The 15,513-nt window shown below is 69.2% G+C and carries 16 protein-coding genes and 1 tRNA gene; 6 read left to right on the top strand and 11 right to left on the bottom strand.

What is annotated here, in order from left to right:
* Nucleotides 1-589: 589 nt before the first annotated feature.
* Complete coding sequence (locus tag H2038_RS12340; protein ID WP_292113639.1) at nt 590-1,705, top strand: restriction endonuclease; 1,116 nt, start codon at nt 590-592, stop codon at nt 1,703-1,705.
* 24 nt (nt 1,706-1,729) lie between these two features.
* On the opposite strand, the gene H2038_RS12335 is transcribed toward H2038_RS12340, so the two are convergent.
* Together H2038_RS12335 and H2038_RS12330 are read right to left on the bottom strand one after the other, a co-directional pair.
* Nucleotides 1,730-3,202 carry a site-specific integrase gene (locus H2038_RS12335; protein WP_292113636.1) on the bottom strand — a complete coding sequence of 491 codons (1,473 nt, stop codon included), beginning with the start codon at nt 3,200-3,202 and terminating at the stop codon, nt 1,730-1,732.
* 53 nt (nt 3,203-3,255) lie between these two features.
* Nucleotides 3,256-3,332 (bottom strand) — tRNA-Arg (locus H2038_RS12330).
* A gap of 129 nt (nt 3,333-3,461) precedes the next feature.
* On the opposite strand from H2038_RS12330, the gene H2038_RS12325 reads away from it, so the two are divergent.
* The gene (locus H2038_RS12325) at nt 3,462-4,748 is read left to right on the top strand and encodes a hypothetical protein (protein ID WP_292113633.1); all 1,287 of its coding nucleotides are present in this window, start codon (nt 3,462-3,464) and stop codon (nt 4,746-4,748) included.
* 6 nt (nt 4,749-4,754) lie between these two features.
* Here the strand turns inward: H2038_RS12325 and H2038_RS12320 are convergent, their stop codons facing one another.
* Together H2038_RS12320 and H2038_RS12315 are read right to left on the bottom strand one after the other, a co-directional pair.
* Nucleotides 4,755-5,537 (bottom strand): SDR family oxidoreductase, encoded by a 783-nt coding sequence (locus H2038_RS12320; RefSeq protein WP_292113630.1) that lies wholly within the window; start codon nt 5,535-5,537, stop codon nt 4,755-4,757.
* The gene (locus tag H2038_RS12315) at nt 5,537-5,833 is read right to left on the bottom strand and encodes a 4a-hydroxytetrahydrobiopterin dehydratase (RefSeq protein ID WP_292113627.1); all 297 of its coding nucleotides are present in this window, start codon (nt 5,831-5,833) and stop codon (nt 5,537-5,539) included. Before H2038_RS12315 ends, H2038_RS12320 begins: the two co-directional genes overlap by 1 nt.
* A 128-nt stretch (nt 5,834-5,961) precedes the next feature.
* Between H2038_RS12315 and H2038_RS12310 the strand changes: the two genes are divergently transcribed.
* Genes H2038_RS12310 through H2038_RS12295 form a run of 4 tightly spaced genes read left to right on the top strand, consistent with a single transcriptional unit; the run spans nt 5,962 to nt 9,552 of the window.
* Nucleotides 5,962-6,666 carry a Crp/Fnr family transcriptional regulator gene (locus H2038_RS12310; RefSeq protein ID WP_292113624.1) on the top strand — a complete coding sequence of 235 codons (705 nt, stop codon included), beginning with the start codon at nt 5,962-5,964 and terminating at the stop codon, nt 6,664-6,666.
* Nucleotides 6,667-6,723: 57 nt separating this feature from the next.
* The gene (locus H2038_RS12305; RefSeq protein ID WP_292113622.1) at nt 6,724-7,500 is read left to right on the top strand and encodes a class I SAM-dependent methyltransferase; all 777 of its coding nucleotides are present in this window, start codon (nt 6,724-6,726) and stop codon (nt 7,498-7,500) included.
* Entirely contained in the window at nt 7,488-9,092 is a 1,605-nt protein-coding gene (gene ubiB / locus H2038_RS12300; protein WP_292113619.1) for a 2-polyprenylphenol 6-hydroxylase, read from the top strand. Before H2038_RS12305 ends, ubiB begins: the two co-directional genes overlap by 13 nt.
* Nucleotides 9,093-9,114: 22 nt before the next feature.
* Entirely contained in the window at nt 9,115-9,552 is a 438-nt protein-coding gene (locus H2038_RS12295) for a hypothetical protein (protein WP_292113616.1), read from the top strand.
* Between the two features lie 3 nt (nt 9,553-9,555).
* Here the strand turns inward: H2038_RS12295 and arfB are convergent, their stop codons facing one another.
* The 7 genes from arfB to H2038_RS12260 all read right to left on the bottom strand — a co-directional run bounded on the left by arfB (nt 9,556) and on the right by H2038_RS12260 (nt 15,409).
* Complete coding sequence (arfB, locus tag H2038_RS12290; protein WP_292113613.1) at nt 9,556-9,960, bottom strand: alternative ribosome rescue aminoacyl-tRNA hydrolase ArfB; 405 nt, start codon at nt 9,958-9,960, stop codon at nt 9,556-9,558.
* On the bottom strand, nt 9,957-10,415 hold the full coding sequence (locus H2038_RS12285) for a YaiI/YqxD family protein (RefSeq protein ID WP_292113610.1): 459 nt from the start codon (nt 10,413-10,415) through the stop codon (nt 9,957-9,959). The genes arfB and H2038_RS12285 overlap by 4 nt, the downstream gene beginning before the upstream one ends.
* Before the next feature lie 83 nt (nt 10,416-10,498).
* A complete protein-coding gene (locus H2038_RS12280; protein WP_292113607.1) occupies nt 10,499-11,851 on the bottom strand; it encodes an amidohydrolase family protein in 1,353 nt (450 codons plus the stop codon).
* Nucleotides 11,851-13,335, bottom strand: a complete 1,485-nt coding sequence (locus H2038_RS12275; RefSeq protein ID WP_292113604.1) for an amidohydrolase — start codon at nt 13,333-13,335, stop codon at nt 11,851-11,853. The genes H2038_RS12280 and H2038_RS12275 overlap by 1 nt, the downstream gene beginning before the upstream one ends.
* 82 nt (nt 13,336-13,417) lie before the next feature.
* Entirely contained in the window at nt 13,418-13,687 is a 270-nt protein-coding gene (locus tag H2038_RS12270) for a DUF167 family protein (RefSeq protein ID WP_366926502.1), read from the bottom strand.
* A gap of 28 nt (nt 13,688-13,715) precedes the next feature.
* Nucleotides 13,716-14,645 (bottom strand): electron transfer flavoprotein subunit alpha/FixB family protein, encoded by a 930-nt coding sequence (locus H2038_RS12265; RefSeq protein ID WP_292113601.1) that lies wholly within the window; start codon nt 14,643-14,645, stop codon nt 13,716-13,718.
* Nucleotides 14,645-15,409, bottom strand: a complete 765-nt coding sequence (locus tag H2038_RS12260) for an electron transfer flavoprotein subunit beta/FixA family protein (RefSeq protein WP_292113598.1) — start codon at nt 15,407-15,409, stop codon at nt 14,645-14,647. Before H2038_RS12260 ends, H2038_RS12265 begins: the two co-directional genes overlap by 1 nt.
* Nucleotides 15,410-15,513: the final 104 nt, after the last annotated feature.

The raw sequence follows: 15,513 nt of genomic DNA, 5'->3' as shown, positions 1-15,513 counted from the left end.
GCTCCTCGGCATCAACATCGGACGCAGGAACGAAGTGGTCCAGCTTCCACACGTTGACCTTCTCCCCGCTGAAATCAGAGCCTCGGCGCCTCTTTCGTCGCCAGCCGCAGAGCCGCTCTGCTCCCATGGCCGACATCGACGATCAAGACGCTCCGTGCCTCGGCCGAGGGAGACCGTCAGGAGAGCGTCGCCACCGGACGACAGGATCGGTCGCAAGCGTCGAGAGATCGCCCTCCAGAGCGTTGACTGAATCGCTCTCCTGACGATGGCTGGGACGCTCCAGAACGATGGAGCGCGCTCTTGACCGACGACACCCAAATCCCGCAGAGCCAAGCCCACGCCCGGTCTCGTGTCGGGTGCGCCACTCCTCCTCCAATCGTTGAAAACGCTGCGGATTTACCGTCCGCACGACCGTCTTTGGACGATTGCTCCACAACGCTGCTCCACAACCCGGTCGCCGACATCGCGCTAACCTCGTGTGATCGTTCGGAAAAGCGCAAGCCCAGCGTCTACACAGGCCGTCTACACAGGCCGTCTACACAACAGTCGCTAGAAAACGATACTGGAGTGAAGGCGAGTGGGGGCAGCCATGACCGTTAACGACCCGAACATCTACCCACCCTTCCGCTGGGAGCCTGAACCATCACCGTCGATGGACGCGGCGATCGCGGCGTGGATGATAAGCCATCCAGAGACCATTTCACTGGGGTTCCAGCGGAGCGGGGGGCGAGATGGAATGCAGCGAGTCGCTCAAGATGTTTCGGCTTCGGCTCGCGCTCGCCTAAAAGCATCGAAAGTGTTCATCGGCTTCGGCGGCGAGATGGATAGACTTGCGGCCGCATTGAGCAGCTACACAGCCGAAGAGTCGATTCGAAAGTATTTTTTGATCCAACCCATCATAAGGCACCCCGAGACATTCTGGTCCACATACGGCAGAATTAGAAGCGAGGCACATGCGATAATTGGAAAGGAGATCGAGAAATCTATCGGCGTCGCTCCATACAGCCTCTGGAACACCGGAGATGAACTCATTGGTTTGGCAGCCGAGCCGAGCCTTGAGCATCACTTCGGAAGGCGTTTTCCGCACGGCGGCCCCTTGCCGGATGTTCTCGGGGATCAGATCGATCTGGGCGTCAGAAGTCTGTTGAGGCCGTGGCTGGTCATAGCCGAGATCGCCGACTTCTATCGGAGGAATAAGCTTCGGATCGGGTCCATAGTGTCGCGCTGCCAGAGTGACAGCTTCTGGGGCGAGCCAAACCACGACGGTCTAGCAAGAGAACTCTCGCGGTTTGCGCGGAGAGAGGCAGGTGCCGAATGGGGAGATGAACTCGCGCAGCTTGCGCTGTTGGAACGGGCACCAACGGCCTTGTCTGGGGGGACAGCGTTTGAGCAGAGTTGCCTAGAAACGATCCGCTCGTTCGGCTACCCTGCCGAGATAACTTCCGCTTCTGCGGATAACGGCGTGGACATCCTTTCCACAATCAATGGAAAGTTGATCGCCTTCCAATGTAAGAACCATAGACGGCCCATTGGTGTCACAGCCGTCCAAGAGGTGTTCGCAGGAGCACGATTCTACGGGGCTAGTTATGGTGCCGTGATTTCATCAAGCGGCTACACCAAAGCTGCCGAGAACTTGGCAGCGAAAACCGGTGTCCGCCTATTGCGAGACACCGATCTCGGCACCGCTTCGCGGCTTTTCGCGTGAGATGGGCGAAGGGTCTCCAAGAGGTCACCCCCTGATGGAGTCTGGATCGAACCCCGGATAACTAACCCGGTCGATCGCCTCTTTAAGGGTCGGCACCCGATAGCCACTGCCGTAGACGTCCGACACCGAAGCTGAACCACTCGGGCCAGTCCACCCGCCCAAGGCCAAGGCGATGTCCCGGTCGATCCGAGCTTCGCGCATGGCGTCTCGAAAGCCATGCCTGAAGCTGTGGAAGCAGGTTTTTCGTGAGTTGGCTCCAGCCTTCATCGCGAAGCGACGGAACCACGCGGAAAAGGTGGTTGAGCGATAGCCCGTCGCCCCCATTCCTACCTCGACGAAAAGCTTGATCTCTCCAGCGCGTCGCCGCTCTTCCACGAAGTCCAAGAAGCCGAGATCGATCAGCGTAGCGTGGATCGGGACGACCCTCTCGCTGGCACTTGTCTTGAGCCGCTTGTCGTTATCTTCCTCATCCGACCGCTCGGTGACGACGAAGCAGTCGATGTCCTCGATGCTGCGGATGTCGGCTACGTCCAGTTGGCAAGCTTCATTGAGGCGCAGCCCCCCGAACATCGACACCAGAGGAATCCAGAACCGCGCGTTCTTCGGGCGGTGTGGACCGGGCACGGCATAGCCGTGCCCGTCGTCGCGACAGCCGGTGTAGAGCGGCGCCGAAAAAATGGCGGTCAGTTGGGCTGGGGAGAATGGCAGTCGCTTGTCACGACGCGCCACGAGATCGGGCACCCGCAAGCCCGCGCAGGGATTGCGGTCGATCACCTCCTCCTTCACCGCCCAATTGAAGGCGGCGCCAAGCTTATTCAGGTAGGTGTTTATGTTAGCCGCATTGATCAGGTCTGTTCGCCCCTCGGCCTTGGCGCGATCCGCTATGTCCATCGGTGTGCTGTTCGGGAAGAGCTTCGAGGCGTTGCGCGGTTGCCACCGCAACACCTCGATCATCTCCCGGCACATGGCGCGCGTGACGGCCCGAGCCGGGGTGTCGCGACCAAGGATCGCCAGAACGATCCGCATCGTGGTCTGGTAGGCCATGCGCGTCGTTGGCGACCAGTTCCGGGTCGGGTCAGACATATAACCCTCATAGAGGTCGCCAAGACTGATGCCCGACTGCGGCCCGATCGGTGCTATTGGCTTGGCTGGAAATCCGTTGAGCACGATCTGATCGACCGGAAGACCGGCGTGTGATCGAGCGACCTCGAACTCTTGTTCGATCTCCGCAGCAATTCTCAAGGCGCGACGCTTGGCCACCGTGAGGCTGTCCGTGCCTAACGATCTCCAGACTTCGTTCTTCCCTACGATCTCCCGAAGCGCGTCGGGCACCCGACGCCGGTAGTGAAAGCGACCCCGCTTTTCGACCAGATGAGAGCGACTGTTGTGTAGACGGCCTGTGTAGACGCTGGGCTTGCGCTTTTCCGAACGATCACACGAGGTTAGCGCGATGTCGGCGACCGGGTTGTGGAGCAGCGTTGTGGAGCAATCGTCCAAAGACGGTCGTGCGGACGGTAAATCCGCAGCGTTTTCAACGATTGGAGGAGGAGTGGCGCACCCGACACGATTCGAACGTGTGACCTTTGCCTTCGGAGGGCAACGCTCTATCCAGCTGAGCTACGGGTGCGTGCGCCGGCCGGGGCCGGGAGGAATGGCCTCTACAGCAGGAGCGCGCCGCCCTCAATCCCGAATGCGTCCGGAGCGAACCCCGGGCGGGTCCGCGGGTTTGCAGGCTGGAAGCGGTGGGAGGACCTCTATGCGCGCGTTCCTGATCGGCCTTTGCGCCCTTGTCGGCGCCTGCGCCACGACCCCGACGGCGCCGGCCGCCCCGGGCGGCGACACGCTCGACGCCATCGCCCGCGACTACGTGGCCCTCACGCTCGAGATCGGAGAGCGCGAGCCCGGCTATGTCGACGCCTACTACGGCCCGGCGGAGTGGGCCGAGGCGGCGAAGGCGAACCCGCGCACCGTGCCGCAGCTGGTCGAGGGCGCCGCGACCCTGACGCAGCGGCTGGAGGCGATCTCCACGGCCGGCGCCGAACCGGCCGTCGTGCAGCGGAGGAAATACCTGCTGGCCCACGTCGCCGCGGCGGCGGCGCGCCTGCGCATGTTGTCGGGCGAGCGCATGGGCTTCGCCGACGAGGCCGAGGCCCTGTTCGGCGTGCGGCCCGAGCTGCCGCCGCTGTCCAGTTTCGATCCGGTGCTGGCCGAGATCGACGCCCTTCTGCCGGGCCCGGGCTCGCTGACCGAGCGGGTCACCGAGTTCAAGTCGCACTACGTCATCCCGAAGGACCGGCTGCAGGCGGTGATGGACGCCGCCATCGCCGAGTGCCGGGCGCGCACGGCGCGCCACATCACCCTGCCGGCGAACGAGAACTTCACCCTCGCCTTCGTCGGCGACAAGCCGTGGTCCGGGTACAACTACTACCAGGGCAATTCGCAGTCGAAGATCGAGATCAACGCCGACTTTCCGATCTACACCGAGCGGGCGATCGATCTGGGCTGCCACGAGGGCTACCCGGGGCACCATGTCTACAACGCCCTGCTGGAGCGGACCTTCGTGCGCGAGCGCGGCTGGGTGGAGATGAGCGTCTATCCGCTGTTCTCGCCGATGAGCTTCGTGGCCGAGGGCAGCGCCAACTACGGCATCGACCTGGCCTTCCCCGGCGACGAGGCGCTGGCCTTCGAGCGCCAGGTGCTGTTCCCGCTGGCCGGCCTCGATCCGGCGACGGCCGAGAGGAAGGCCGAGCTGCAGGGCCTGCTGCGCCGGCTGGCGCGGGCGGAGTACACCATCGCCGACGCCTGGCTGGCCGGCCGGATCGACCGGGACACGGCCATCGACCAGCTGATGACCTACAGCCTGTCACCGCGCGACAAGGCGGCCCAGCGGCTGCGCTTCATCGACACCTACCGCAGCTACATCATCAACTACGGCCTCGGCCGCGACGTGGTGCAGGCGTGGGTCGAGGAGCAGGGCGGCGACCGCTGGGACGCCATGGAGACGCTGCTGTCGAGCCAGATCCTGCCGGTCGACCTGCTCTGACGGCCGTCACTGCGCCAGCATGCCGCCGTCGATCTTGAACTCGGCGCCGGTGACGAATTTCGACTCGTCCGAAGCGAGGTAGAGGACGCAGTACGCGACATCGTCCGGTTCGCCGATGCGCTTCATCGGGATGCCCCGCGCCAGCTTCTCGTGGGCCACGCCCTCGTCGCCGCCGGCCATGGCCACGAAGGGGTCGAGGATCGGCGTCTTGATGAAGACCGGGTGCACCGAGTTGCAGCGCACGTTCCAGCCGGCCTTCGCCGCCTCGAGCGCCACCGTCTTGGTGTACATCCAGACGGCCGCCTTGGTGGCGTTGTAGGCCCCCATGCCGGGCGCCGCGGCCAGCCCGGCCACCGAGCTGATGTTGACGATCGAGCCGGCCCCCGAGGCGCGCAGGTGCGGCAGGGCGTGCTTGCAGCCCAGCATCACGCTCTCAAGATTGATCGCCTGCACCCGGCGCCAGTTGTCGAGGGTGTCCTGCTCGGCCCAGACCAGCGAGCCGCCGACGCCGGCGTTGTTGACGAGGATCGACAGCCCGCCCATCGCCGCGACCGCCTGGGCGACGACCGACGCCCACTGCGCCTCGTCGGTGACGTCGTGGGCGAAGGCGAAGGCGGCGCCGGGATGGTCGGCGTTGATCGCGTCGGCCAGCGCCTGCGCGCCCGTCAGGTCGATGTCGGTGAGGGCGACCCGCGCCCCCTCCCGCGCCAGCATCCACGCCATGGCCTGGCCCAGACCGCCCGCCGCGCCGGTGATCAGGGCGGCCTTGCCGGCGACGCGCCCGCCCATCACCGGGCCTCCCGGCCGGCGGCGGCCGCGTCGATGAACCGCGCCATGGCGAGGTCCCGCTCCGTCACCCCGCCGGCGTCGTGGGTGGTGAGCAGGATTTCGACCCGGTTGTAGACGTTCGACCACTCCGGATGATGATCGACCTTGTCGGCGTGCAGGGCGACCCGGGTCATGAAGCCGAAGGCCGCGTTGAAATCGTCGAAGACGAGGGAGCGGGCGATGGCCGGGCGTTCGTCCTCCGCCCGCGACCAGGCGGGCAGCTGCGCCAGCACGGCGTCGATCTCAAGCTTCTGCATCAGGCGTCCTCCACGCCTACCGCCTATCCCGCCGCCGGGACCGCCACAAGACGGTGATTTCCCACACAGGAACGCAGCGCGAAGCTTGGGCGTTAGCGAGCGTGACCGTTTTGGCAGGGAGTTGTTCGATGGAGAACTTGTGGCTCGGCGCCCTGTCGCCGGATGACCGCGCGGGGATAGAGCCGCACCTCGAGCAGCGGACCTTCTCGCAGGGGCAGACCCTGTACGACGCCGGCGAGGAGGTCGACGCCGTCTGGTTCCCGCTCAGCGGCGTGGTGTCTCTGATGACCCTGCTGGCGGACGACCGGATGGTGGAGACGGCGGTGATCGGGCGGGAGGGCCTGGTCGGGGTGACCTGCGGACCCCTCAACGCCCGCGCCTCCAGCCGGGCCATCGCCCAGATCGACGGCGCCGCCGCCTGCTGCCCCTCAGAGGCCTTCTCCGAGGTGCTGTCGGAAAGCGAGGACATGCGTTCGGCCCTGTCGCGCTTCACCGAGAGCCTGCTGGCCCAGGTCCAGCAGAACGCCGCATGCAACGCCCAGCACCGGCTGGACGAGAGGCTGGCGCGCTGGCTGCTGGCGGTCCACGACCGCGCCGGCGACGACCGCTTCTCCCTCACCCAGGCCGACATCGCCGGCATGCTGGGCGTGCGCCGCGCCACGGTGAGCGAGATCGGATCCGACCTGGAGGGCAAGGGGCTGATCCGCCGCGGCCGCGGCTGGGTCGAGGTGCTGGACCGCCCGGGGCTCGAGCGCGCCGCCTGCGGCTGCTACGCCATGACCCGCAGCGTGATGAAGGATCTCGGGGTGCCGAACCCCAAGAGCCGCCGCTGAGGCCGTGCGGCCATGCGGACGGATGACGCCGCTCCCGCGAGCGGCTAGACCGCCGGTATGAGCGACACCGCCCCGCCTTCCGGCAAGACCTCCTCCTTCGGCTTCCGCGACGTCGATGCGCGCGAGAAGGTGCAGCTGGTCCGCGGCGTGTTCGACAGCGTGGCGTCGAACTACGACCTGATGAACGACCTGATGAGCGCGGGCGTGCACCGGCTCTGGAAGGACGCGGCGGCGGCGAAGCTCAATCCGCGGCCGGGCGAGACCATCCTCGACGTGGCCGGCGGCACCGGCGACATGGCCCGGCGCTACGCCCGCATGGCCCGGCGGGCGCAGGAACGCCGCGGCGGTCCCGACGCTTCGGTCATCGTGCTGGATTACAATGCCGAGATGATCATGGCCGGCGTGAACAAGGGCGGCGAGCCGGAGATGAGCTGGACGGTCGGCGACGCCATGGCCCTGCCGCTGCCCGACGCCTCGGTGGACGCCTATTCGATCAGCTTCGGCATCCGCAACGTCGCGGACGTGCCGCAGGCGCTCGCCGAGGCGCGGCGGGTGCTGAAGCCCGGCGGCCGCTTCCTCTGCCTCGAGTTCTCGCGGCCCGTCGCCGGGCCGATCCGCAAGGCCTACGACGCCTGGTCCTTCCATGCCATTCCCCGCATCGGCGAGTGGGTGGCGAAGGATCGCGACAGCTACCAGTACCTGGTCGAGAGCATCCGCCGCTTTCCCGACCAGCAGACCTTCCGGGGCCTCATCGAGGCGGCCGGCTTCAGCCGGGTGACGGTGACCAACCTCTCCGGCGGCGTCGCCGCCATTCACCACGGGTGGGCGATCTGACCGCACGCATCGATCCCGCGACGCCGCCGCCGCCGCCGGCGACCCTGCCGGTGCGCCGCCCGGCCGAATCCCTGCTGCGCCTGCTCGGCTGGCTGGGCGTGCTGGTTCGCCACGACGCCCTGATCCCGCGCGAGATCACCCCGCTGCTGCCGGTCTGGGCGCGCTGGATCGCCCATCTGCTGCACCTGTTCGCCGGCCGCGAGGGCCGGGACGGCCGGCCGGGCCAGCGGCTGGGCAAGGCCTTCGAGCATCTCGGGCCCGTCGCCATCAAGCTGGGCCAGGTGCTGGCGACGCGCGCCGACATCTTCGGCGTGGAGTTCGCCCGCGACCTCGGCCGACTGAAGGACGCCCTGCCGCCCTTCCCCGTCGACCAGGCCCGCCGCGAGGTCGAACGGTCGCTCGGCCGGCCGGTGGAGAGCCTGTTCACCGACTTCGGTCCGCCGGTGGCCGCCGCCTCGCTGGCGCAGGCCCACCCGGCGGTGCTCGCCGACGGCCGGCGCGTGGCCGTCAAGATCCTGCGGCCGGGCGTGGAGCGTCGCGTCGCCCAGGGGCTGGACGCCATGCGTCTGGCGGCGCGGCTGGCGGTCCGCTTCGTGCCGCTGGCGCGGCGGCTCGAGCCGGCGGCCTTCGTCGAGACCATCGCCCGCGCCCTGACCCTCGAGCTGGACATGCGGCTCGAGGCCGCGGCCGCCTCCGAGCTCGGGGAAATCATGGCCCGCAGCGCCGCCGCCGGCGACATCGGCGGCCACATGACCGCGCCGGGGGTGATCTGGGACGGGGTCGGCAAGCGGGTGCTGACGCTGGAGTGGGCCCGCGGCCTGCCGTTGACCGATCCGGCCGCCGCCGAGCAGCCCGGCATCGACCGCGACGCCCTGGCCGACAACGTCGTCCGCGCCTTCCTGAGCCAGGCGCTGGACCACGGCGCCTTCCACGCCGACCTGCACGAGGGCAACCTGTTCTGCCACGCCCCGGCCGAGCTGACGGCGATCGACTTCGGCATCGTCGGACGGCTGGGGCCGGCCGAGCGTCGCTACCTGGCCGAGATCCTCTGGGGCTTCATCAGCCGCGACTACGACCGCATCGCCCGGGTCCACTTCGAGGCGGGCTATGTGCCCCCCGAGCACTCGGTCGAGGCCTTCGCCCAGGCGCTGCGCGCCGTGGGCGAGCCGGTGATCGGCAAGCAGGCGTCGCAGGTGTCCATGGGCCGCCTGCTGGGCCAGCTGTTCGAGATCACCGACCTGTTCGACATGCACCTGCGGCCGGAGCTGATCCTGCTGCAGAAGACCATGGTCTCGGTCGAGGGCGTGGCGCGGCGGCTGAACCCGGATCACGACCTGTGGGCCGCAGCCCAGCCGGTCGTGGAGCGCTGGATCCGCCGCGAACTGGGACCGCAGGCCCAGGTGCGGGACGCGGTCAACGAGCTGCGGACGACGCTGAAGGCGCTGTCGAAACTGGTGCAGGATCCGCCGCGGACCCACACGGTGGTGATCCGCGAGGAGCGCCTGCCGGGCTGGGCGGCCTTCGCCCTCGGCTTCGTCGCCGCTGCGGCCGGAGCCGCCCTTGTTCTGTCGCTTTGGCCCGCCATCGTCTGAAGTCGACAACGGAGACGACCCCATGAAGCCGCTTCTGCTCGCCGCCGTCCTGGCCGCCCTCCCCGCCGCCGCCCAGGCCCAGGTCGCGGCCGGCGCCGTGCCCGACCCCTTCGCCCGGCAGGGCCAGGCCGCCGCGCCCGAACCCGCGGCCCCCGCGGCGCGCGAACCGCTGAACGCCGCATCGGAGGAGACCCTGCGCGCCATCATCGCCGGCGCCCAGGCCGGCGCGATGGACTATTCGCTGATGTCGGAGGACCTCGCCGGCAAGGTGCGCGAGCAGGAGGCCCAGGTGACGCCGCTAATCCAGGGCTTCGGCGCGGTGCAGGCGATCGACTTCGTCGGCAGCCAGGACGGGGCGGACCTGTTCGCCGTCACCTTCGCCAACGCCGACACCCAGTGGATCATCGGCTTCGACGCCGCCGGCAAGGTCGCCGCCCTGCTGTTCCGTCCGGCGGAATAGGACTCAGTCCGTCAGACGGGGCTTGCCGCGGGCGCTCTTGATCGAGGCGCGCTTCGCCTTGCCTTCCAGCCGGCGCTCCTTCGAGGCGCGCGTGGGGCGGGTGGGCACCCGGAACACCGGCCTGATCGAAGCCTCGTCGACCAGGGCCTGAAGCCGGGCGATCGCGTCCGCCCGGTTCCGCTCCTGGGTGCGGAAGCGCACGGCCGTGATCAGCACCTCGCCCGCCTGGGTCGCCCGGCTGCCGGCGAGCTTCAGCAGCCGTTCCTTGACCGCCTCGGACAGGGACGGCGAGTTGACCACGTCGAAGCGCAGCTGGACGCTGGTCGAGACCTTGTTGACGTTCTGGCCGCCCGGGCCGCCGGCGCGGAAGAAGCGGAACTCCAGCTCGTCCTCGGGGATGACGGTCATCGCGCCGCCCGCCGCGCCGCGACCACGGCCCGGTCCAGCGCCTGCAGGAAGTTCGAACGGTCCTTCGGCCCGAACGGCGGCGGGCCGGAGGTGGCCACCCCCATGGAGCGCAGGTGCTCGCCGACCATCCGTCCGGCGAGGGCGGAGCCGATGGAGTCGGGCGTGAACGGCTGGCCGTTGGCCTTCAGCGCCTGCGCCCCCGCCTTCAGGCAGCGGTCGGCCAGCGGGATGTCGGCGGTGACTACGATGTCGCCCGGCCCCGCCCGTTCGGCGATCCAGTCGTCGGCGACGTCGGGGCCGGCGTCGACCACCACCTGCTCGATCCAGGGCTCGCGCCGCGTGTTGATCCAGCCGTTGGACACCACGAACACCTTCAGCCCGCAGCGCTCCGCCACCCGGTAGACCTCGTCCTTCACCGGGCAGGCGTCGGCGTCGATGAAGATGCGGGGGGACATGAAGGTTCTAGGGATCAGGTTCTAGGTGCTAGGGAAGAGGAAGCCCTCCCTAGCACCTAGAACCTAGAACCTAACACCTGGCCCTACCGGCCGTAGGCGGGCGGCATCGCCCCTTCGCCACCCTGCGCATAGCGGTCGCGCAGCAGGAACTGGCGGCTGGTCGGGGCCTGCTCCTCGCCGTTGACCCAGATGCGCTCGGCGATGCTGAGCGGCTCCAGCGGATCTCCGGACCAGACCACCACGTCGGCCGCCGCGCCGGGGCGCAGCTCGCCGAACTGGCCGGCCATGCCGAAGATGCGGGCCGGGTTGACGGTGATCGCCTCGATCGCCGCTTCGTAGGGCAGGCCGTGCGACACGGCGTTGCCGGCGTTGTAGCGGGTCTCGCGGGCGCGATGAATCGAGCCCTCGTTGCCCTTGATGGCGATGGTCACCCCGGCGGCGTCCAGCGCCGCGGCGTTCTGCATCCGCGCCGCCCGGGTCTCGAGGCTGCCCGGCAGGTTGGAGATCGGGTTCAGCAGCACCGGCACGTCGGCGGCGGCGATCTGCGACGCCACCAGCCAGCCCTCCTCGGCCCCGTCGAGGATGATTTTCACCCCTTCCTCGCGCGCCAGACGCAGCACCTGCAGGATGTCGGCGGCGCGGCGCACCGTGACGATCAGCGGCATCTGGCCGTTCGCCACCGGGATCAGGGCTTCCAGATCGGCGCGTGAGAGGCTGAGGTCGCGCAGGCCGGCGCGGTCGTAGGCGGCCTTGTTGCGGGCGTAGAGGCGGACCTCGGCCAGGGTTTCCTTGAACTGGACGAACTGGGCCCCGCGGGCGCCGCCGGCGACGCCCGCCCCGGCCTCGCCGAACGGGGCGACCATGGCCACGCGCGGCTTGACGAGGATGTCGGTCCCGGCGGCGAGGTGGATGACCGCCGCCTGGCCGGCGAACAGGCTGGGCGACTGCAGGCCGCCGTGCCCGACGCCGGCGAAGTCGGAATCGTCATGGGCGTGGCCGCCGCCCCCGCCGCCCGGGTGGTTGGGCACGACCACCGCGCGGGTGATGCCGCCCAGCCGGGCCACCGGCAGGGTGATCGACCACGGATCGAGGCCGTAGCTGACGTCGAACGAGGCGCTGATCGAATTGGCCCCGTTGCGCAGGTCGTCGGAATCGCCGACCGAGGAGATCTCCGAGCCGCCGAGGCCGGAGTCCACCGCCACGAAGCCGGGCGAGACCACCTTGCCGCGGGCGTCGATCACCGTGGCGCCGGAGGGGGCGGCGCCGGCGCCGACCGAGACCACGCGGCCGTCGCGGATGACCACCGTGCCGTTCTCGATCACCGAGGTTCCGGTCAGCACCCGGCCGCCGGTGATGGCGGTCAGTTGCTGCGCCGCGGCCGGGAGGGCGAAGGCGGCCGCGCCGGCCGCCGCGAGGATGAGGGTCCTGAGGCGCATCAGCGGGCTCCCTGCGGAACGTTGGCGGCGGCGAGGCCGTAGCCGGGCTGGCCCAGCTCGAAGTCGGACAGCGGCTGGTAGGCCGGGTTCATGCGGTCGAAGGCCAGGCCGCCGTCGATGAAGACCTGGTCGGCGCGGGCGTAGACGCTGAGCGGATTGGCGCTCCAGATCACCACGTCGGCGCGCTTGCCGGGCTCCAGAGAGCCGGTCTGGTCGGCGATGCCGAGTGACCGGGCCGGATTCAGGGTGATCCAGCTGATCGCCCGCTCCTCGGGAATGTCCATGCCCATGCGGCGGCCGGCGGCAAGGGCCGCGGCGGCCTCCTGGTTGAGGCGCTGGGTCAGTTCCGCGTCGTCCGAGTGGATCACGGCGCAGCTGTTCGGCGGGGCGTCGACGAGGGCGGCGTTGGCCTCGACGGCGTCCAGCGCCTCCATCTTGAAGCCCCACCAGCCGGTCCACATGTCGGCGCAGATGCCTTCCCGGGCGAGGGTCGGGGCCAGCTTGTAGGCCTCGATGGCGTGGTGGAAGGCGGTGATGCGGAAGCCGAACTCCTTCGCCAGATCGATCATCTGGGCCATTTCGTCGGCCCGGTAGCAGTGGTTCTGCACCAGGATCGAGCCGTCCAGCACGCCGGCGAGGGTCTCGTTCTGCAGGTTGCGGGTAGGCGGCGAGCCCTCGCCGTCCTCGCGCCACTTGTCCCACTTGGCCTTGTACTCGCGCGCGGCGATGAAGGCGGCGCGGTAGCCGGCCATGTTGCCCATGCCGGTGGCCGGCGACTGGTTGCGCGAGCCGTAGACCCGCGACGGGTTCTCGCCGCAGGCCATCTTCAGCCCGTAGGGGGCGCCGGGCATCTTCATGCCCTGCATCGTGACCGAGGGGACGTTGCGGACGGTGACGCCGCGGCCGCCGAACAGGTTGGCCGAGCCGGGCAGGATCTGGAGGGTGGTCACGCCGCCGGCGCGGGCGGCGTTGAAGCCGGGATCCTGCGGCCACAGCGAGTGCTCGGCCCAGACCTGGGCGGTGTTCGGGCTGGTCGCCTCGTTGCCGTCGCTCATCCCCTGCACGCCCGGCGAGGGATAGACGCCGAGGTGGGAGTGGACATCGATGATGCCCGGGGTGACGAAGCGGCCGCGGGCGTCGACCACCTGGTGGCCGGCCGGAACCGGCGTCGAGGCGTCGCCGACCGCGGCGACGCGGCCGTCGGTGACAATGACCACGCCGTTCTCGATGCGCTGCCCGGCGCCGGTGAACACCACGCCGCCGACGATCGCCATGTTCTGGCGCGGCAGGCCTCGGTAGGTGGACGGGAAGGGATCCGGGTTGGCGGCGGCGTCCAGGCCCGGCGCCAGGGCGGCGCGCCCGGAGTCGCCGGACGAGGCGGCCTCGTCGCCGTTCGAACCGTTGCTTCCTGTCGTGGCGCAGGCGGCCAGCGCCGCGCAGGCGAGGGCGGCGAGGCTGGCGCCCCGCAGGCGGTGAAGTCTCATCGAAGCATCCCCTGGTGCGCCCGAGGCGCCGGTCGGCGCGGATTACAAATGGCTCCGCGCCGCCGCGACAAGGCCGGAAACATTACAAGTCGGTAAGGCGGCTTCGCAGATCATCGATCGTCAGCCCCCGGACGAGGATCATCTTCATCCGCGACTGTCCGCCCCGATCCAGCGCGACGGCGGATTTCGGCGCGCCCAGCGCCTTCGCCAGCAGCTTGAGGAGGGCGGCGTTGGCCTCGCCCTCGACCGGCCGGGCGCGCACCCGGACCCTCAGGACGGGACGCCCGTCGGCGTCCACGTCCCAGCCGTCGACGCGATCGACGGCGGCGCCCGGCGTCAGCCTGACGGCCAGCCGGGCCGCGCGATCCCCGGCCAGGATCCTACCCCAGCGCCGCCATCAGCTCGGGCACGGCGGTCTTGTAGTCGGCGACCAGGCCGTAGTCGGCGACCTGGAAGATCGGCGCGTCCGGGTCCTTGTTGATCGCCACGATGACCTTCGAGTCCTTCATCCCGGCGAGGTGCTGGATGGCCCCCGAGATGCCGATGGCGATGTAGAGCTGCGGGGCGACGACCTTGCCGGTCTGGCCGACCTGGTAGTCGTTCGGCGCATAGCCGGCGTCGACGGCCGCGCGCGAGGCGCCGACGGCGGCGCCCAGCTTGTCGGCCAGCGGGTCCATCACCGCGTGGAACTCCTCGGCGGAGCCGAGCGCCCGGCCGCCGGAGACGACGATCTTCGCCGCGCCCAGCTCCGGCCGGTCCGACTTGACCATCTCCTCGCCGACGAAGGTCGTCTTCGGCGCCTCGCCGCCGGCGACGGTCTCGACCGACGCCGAGCCGCCCTCGCCGGCCGCCGCGAAGGCGGTCGAGCGGACGGTGATGACCTTCTTCGCGTCCGAGCTCTGGATCGTCTCCAGCGCGTTGCCGGCGTAGATCGGTCGCACGAAGGTGTCGGGCGCGACCACCTCGACGATGTCCGAGATCGGGGCGACGTCCAGCCGCGCGGCGATGCGCGGGGCGTAGTTCTTGCCGTCCGTGGTGGCCGGGGCGAGGATGGCGTCGTAGCCCTCCGCCAGCGACAGGACGGTGGCCTCGACGGCCTCGGCCAGCGCCTTGCCGAGGCCGGCGCCTTCCGCGAGCAGCACCTTGCGGACGCCGTCGATCTTCGCCGCGGCGTCGGCCACGGCGCGCGCGTCCTGGCCGACGACCAGCAGGTCGACGTCGCCGCCGAGGGCGCGGGCGGCGGTCACGGTCTTGTGGGTGGTGTCGCGGACGGTCGAACCGTCGTGATCGGCGATGACGAGAACGGCCATTACAGGACTCCCGCGGACTTGAGGGTTTCGACCAGCTGGGCGGCGCTCTCCACCTTGACCCCGGCGGCGCGCTTCGGCGGCTCGGTGACCTTCTGGACCTTCAGGCGCGGCGCGACGTCGACGCCGTAGTCGGCGACCGCCTTCATGGCGATCTCCTTCTTCTTGGCCTTCATGATGTTGGGCAGGGAGGCGTAGCGCGGGGTGTTGAGGCGCAGGTCGACGGTGACCACGGCCGGCAGTTCGGCGGCGATCGTCTGCAGGCCGCCGTCGATCTCGCGCGTCACCGTGGCCTTGCCGCCGCCGATCTCGATCTTCGAGGCGAAGGTGGCCTGGGGCCAGCCCAACAGGGCGGCGAGCATCTGGCCGACGGCGTTGTTGTCGCCGTCGATCGACTGCTTGCCCATCAGCACCAGATCGGGCTTCTCCTCCTCGACCACCGCCTTGAGCAGCTTGGCGACGGCCAGCGGCTCGAGGTCGGAGTCGGACTGGATCAGCAGACCGCGATCGGCGCCCATGGCCAGGGCGGTGCGGATCGTCTCCTGGGCCTGGGTCACGCCGATGGACACGACCACGATCTCGGTCGCGGTGCCGGCGGCGTGATGCTCCTTGCCTTCCTTCAGGCGCACGGCCTCCTCGACGGCGATCTCGTCGAAGGGATTCATGCTCATCTTGACGTTGGCGAGGTCGACCCCGGTCTGGTCCGCCTTCACGCGAGCCTTGACGTTGTAGTCGATCACCCGTTTGACGGGGACGAGAACCTTCATTGCGCTATCCACAAAGTCGCCGGAATGTTGGGTCAGGCAATAGGTACCCCTCGCCCGGCCTGTCAACGTAACGCGGCGTCAACGCGCCAGCCTCCGGATCGTCC

Origin of the sequence: Brevundimonas sp., from assembly GCF_013912005.1 — a bacterium.
Taxonomy (GTDB): domain Bacteria; phylum Pseudomonadota; class Alphaproteobacteria; order Caulobacterales; family Caulobacteraceae; genus Brevundimonas.
The sequence above is the reverse complement of the archived record's forward strand: the minus strand, read 5'-3'. Positions and strand labels throughout refer to the sequence as shown.

What these genes read in the sequence shown, in the direction of transcription:
- H2038_RS12320 (WP_292113630.1), bottom strand. Translation starts at nt 5,537, where the DNA reads ATGGGCGGGCGCGTCGCCGGCAAGGCCGCCCTGATCACCGGCGCGGCG.
- arfB (WP_292113613.1), bottom strand. Translation starts at nt 9,960, where the DNA reads ATGACCGTCATCCCCGAGGACGAGCTGGAGTTCCGCTTCTTCCGCGCC.
- H2038_RS12310 (WP_292113624.1), top strand. Translation starts at nt 5,962, where the DNA reads ATGGAGAACTTGTGGCTCGGCGCCCTGTCGCCGGATGACCGCGCGGGG.
- H2038_RS12275 (WP_292113604.1), bottom strand. Translation starts at nt 13,335, where the DNA reads ATGAGACTTCACCGCCTGCGGGGCGCCAGCCTCGCCGCCCTCGCCTGC.
- H2038_RS12285 (WP_292113610.1), bottom strand. Translation starts at nt 10,415, where the DNA reads ATGTCCCCCCGCATCTTCATCGACGCCGACGCCTGCCCGGTGAAGGAC.
- H2038_RS12260 (WP_292113598.1), bottom strand. Translation starts at nt 15,409, where the DNA reads ATGAAGGTTCTCGTCCCCGTCAAACGGGTGATCGACTACAACGTCAAG.
- H2038_RS12295 (WP_292113616.1), top strand. Translation starts at nt 9,115, where the DNA reads ATGAAGCCGCTTCTGCTCGCCGCCGTCCTGGCCGCCCTCCCCGCCGCC.
- H2038_RS12265 (WP_292113601.1), bottom strand. Translation starts at nt 14,645, where the DNA reads ATGGCCGTTCTCGTCATCGCCGATCACGACGGTTCGACCGTCCGCGAC.
- H2038_RS12340 (WP_292113639.1), top strand. Translation starts at nt 590, where the DNA reads ATGACCGTTAACGACCCGAACATCTACCCACCCTTCCGCTGGGAGCCT.
- H2038_RS12325 (WP_292113633.1), top strand. Translation starts at nt 3,462, where the DNA reads ATGCGCGCGTTCCTGATCGGCCTTTGCGCCCTTGTCGGCGCCTGCGCC.
- H2038_RS12280 (WP_292113607.1), bottom strand. Translation starts at nt 11,851, where the DNA reads ATGCGCCTCAGGACCCTCATCCTCGCGGCGGCCGGCGCGGCCGCCTTC.
- H2038_RS12305 (WP_292113622.1), top strand. Translation starts at nt 6,724, where the DNA reads ATGAGCGACACCGCCCCGCCTTCCGGCAAGACCTCCTCCTTCGGCTTC.
- H2038_RS12315 (WP_292113627.1), bottom strand. Translation starts at nt 5,833, where the DNA reads ATGCAGAAGCTTGAGATCGACGCCGTGCTGGCGCAGCTGCCCGCCTGG.